Origin of the sequence: Methylorubrum podarium (assembly GCF_022179745.1) — a bacterium.
Classification (GTDB): Bacteria; Pseudomonadota; Alphaproteobacteria; order Rhizobiales; family Beijerinckiaceae; genus Methylobacterium; species Methylobacterium podarium.
In genome coordinates, this window is the sequence record NZ_BPRD01000339.1 from 1 (window position 1) to 2,652 (window position 2,652).

Genomic DNA, 2,652 nt, shown 5'->3' on the forward strand with positions numbered 1-2,652 from the left:
GCCGCACGGTGATCGCCATCGCCCACCGCCTCTCGACGCTGAAGGATTTCGACCGGATCGTCGTGCTGGAGGGCGGTAAGATCGTCCAGGACGGCTCGCCGGAGAAGCTCACGCATCTCGACGGCTTCTATCGCGAGCTGATGAAGAAGGAATCGATGTCGATGGCGCTCGCCGCCGCCTGACGCGGCGCGCCTGCCGGACCGGCGGGCGGGGTGTGAAGATCGAGCGGCCGGGAGACAATGTCATCGTGAGGCCGGGCGGGTTCCCCACCGTCCGGCCTTTCGCATTCGACGGGACCGAGCGGGAGCCAGCCGTGGCCGAGCAGCAATTCGCCAGCGACAACTATGCCGGGATCTGCCCGGAGGCGCTCGACGCGATGCAGGCGGCCAATGCCGGCCACGCCCCCGCCTACGGCGCCGATACCTGGACGCAGGCCGCCGCCGACGGGTTCCGCCGTCTGTTCGAGACCGATTGCGAGGTCTTCTTCGTCTTCAACGGTACGGCGGCCAACTCGCTGGCGCTCGCCTCGCTCTGCCAGTCCTACCACAGCGTGATCTGCGCCGACTCGGCGCATATCGAGACCGACGAGTGCGGCGCGCCGGAATTCTTCTCCAACGGCTCGAAGCTGCTCACCGCCGCGACCGCGGACGGGAAGCTCACCCCGGAGATTGTGCGGACGATCGCGGGCAAGCGCAGCGACATCCACTTCCCCAAGCCGCGGGCGGTGACGTTGACGCAAGCGACCGAGACCGGGCGCGTCTACACCCTCGACGAGGTCGCCGCGATCGCCGCCGTCTGCCGCGCCTCGGGCCTGCGCCTGCACATGGACGGAGCCCGCTTCGCCAATGCTTGCGCCTCCCTCGATGCGAGCCCGGCCGCGCTGACCTGGAAGGCCGGCGTCGACGTGCTCTGCTTCGGCGGCACCAAGAACGGGATGGCGGTCGGCGAGGCGGTGATCTTCTTCGACCGCCGGCTCGCGCTGGATTTCGACTATCGCTGCAAGCAGGCGGGGCAGCTCGCCTCTAAGATGCGCTTCCTCGCGGCCCCCTGGGTCGGAATGCTGGAGAGCGGCGCGTGGCTCGACAACGCCCGCCACGCCAACGACTGCGCCCGGCGCCTCGTGCGGGCGATCGCCGACGTGCCGGGCATCTCGCTCGCGGCCCCGGTGGAGGCCAACGGCGTCTTCCTGAACCTGCCGGTGCCGGTCCAGGAGGGGCTGCGCGCTCGCGGCTGGCAGTTCTACGGCTTCATCGGCGGGGCATCGCGCTTCATGTTCGCCTGGGATTCGGACCCGGCACGGGTCGATGCGCTGGCGCGGGACATCCGCCTCTGCGCCCTGCCCGTGGCGGCGTGAGGGCGGCTCCGCGGGAAAGGCCGGTCAGACGAGATAGGTGATGGTGGCCGCCAGGGCCGTCGCGACGGTGGCGATGGCGAAGCTCGACGACGAGAGCAGAATTGCCGGACGGGAGACCACCGGCTCGGCCTCGTCGGCATAGCCGAACGCTTGGCCCGCGGCCTGTTCCAGGCGCGTGAGGGAGATGTGACGCGCTTGGGCGGCGGCGGGGGTCATCGGCGTGGCTCCCTAACGGTCAAGCTGACCTTGCTGAATTAACGTCCGGAAACCATCCTCTGTTCCCGGCGTCGGTCTGCGCCCCCGCGGCTTGACGGTTCGCTGCCCCGTTTCGGCCACAGGATCGCCACCCGCTGGCGGGCTTCGTGAGGCACTCTTAACCATCCGCCCGCATCACTGTGATGACAGCGCTTCGGCCGCGCCGCAGCGGTCGGACTTCGAACAACCCCGGTCGCCGTGATAATGCGACCGGCGGAAGCGGACGGGAGGCTTTTTGTTTCCTTTTTGTTCCGCTACAACGAGGGTATGAAGAGCCATGCAGCCCGTCTCCGACCCGATTCGAGGAGCCGTCGCGTGAGCGATCCGGCACGCGACCTGTTCGGACCAGGAAGCAAGCCTCCCGCCGCGGAGGCCGAGCGCCGCCGCCGTCTCACCGCCGTGGCACCGCAGCCGGCGCCCGCGCCGGAGACGGCGGAAGCGGGTTACGACGCCTCGACGATCGAGGTGCTGGAGGGGCTGGAGCCGGTGCGGCGCCGGCCCGGCATGTATATCGGCGGCACCGACGAGCGGGCGCTGCACCACCTCTTCGCCGAGGTGATCGACAATTCCATGGACGAGGCGGTCGCGGGCCACGCGAGCTTCATCGAGGTGGAGCTGGAGGAGACGGGCGCCCTCGTCGTCACCGACAACGGCCGCGGCATCCCGGTCGATCCGCACCCGAAATTTCCGGGCAAGTCGGCGCTCGAGGTCATCATGACCACGCTGCACGCGGGCGGTAAGTTCGATTCGAAGGTCTACGAGACCTCCGGCGGCCTGCACGGCGTCGGCATCTCCGTCGTCAACGCGCTCTCGGACGTGCTGGAGGTGGAGGTCGCCCGCAACCAGACCCTCTACCGCCAGACCTTTTCCCGCGGCCACGCGCAGGGAAGCCTCGAGACGGTCGGCCGGGTGCAGAACCGGCGCGGCACGCGGGTGCGCTTCCATCCCGATGCGCAGATCTTCGGCTCGCTCAAGTTCGATCCGCGCCGCCTGTTCAAGATGGCCCGCTCCAAGGCCTACCTGTTCGGCGGCGTCGAGATCCG

Annotated in this window: 3 protein-coding genes and 1 pseudogene; 3 read left to right on the forward strand and 1 reads right to left on the reverse strand. The window is 69.2% G+C overall.

What is annotated here, in order from left to right:
- A pseudogene (locus MFF42_RS16720) lies at positions 1-182 on the forward strand (ABC transporter ATP-binding protein); the annotation flags it as partial.
- Positions 183-313: 131 nt separating this feature from the next.
- A complete protein-coding gene (locus tag MFF42_RS16725) occupies positions 314-1,354 on the forward strand; it encodes a threonine aldolase family protein (RefSeq protein ID WP_238256759.1) in 1,041 nt (346 codons plus the stop codon).
- 24 nt (positions 1,355-1,378) lie between these two features.
- Here MFF42_RS16725 and MFF42_RS16730 read toward each other — a convergent pair whose 3' ends face one another.
- The gene (locus MFF42_RS16730) at positions 1,379-1,570 is read right to left on the reverse strand and encodes a hypothetical protein (protein WP_238256760.1); all 192 of its coding nucleotides are present in this window, start codon (positions 1,568-1,570) and stop codon (positions 1,379-1,381) included.
- A 354-nt stretch (positions 1,571-1,924) separates the two neighbouring features.
- Between MFF42_RS16730 and MFF42_RS16735 the strand changes: the two genes are divergently transcribed.
- The coding region (locus MFF42_RS16735; RefSeq protein WP_238256761.1) for an ATP-binding protein at positions 1,925-2,652 on the forward strand (728 nt) is incomplete at its 3' end.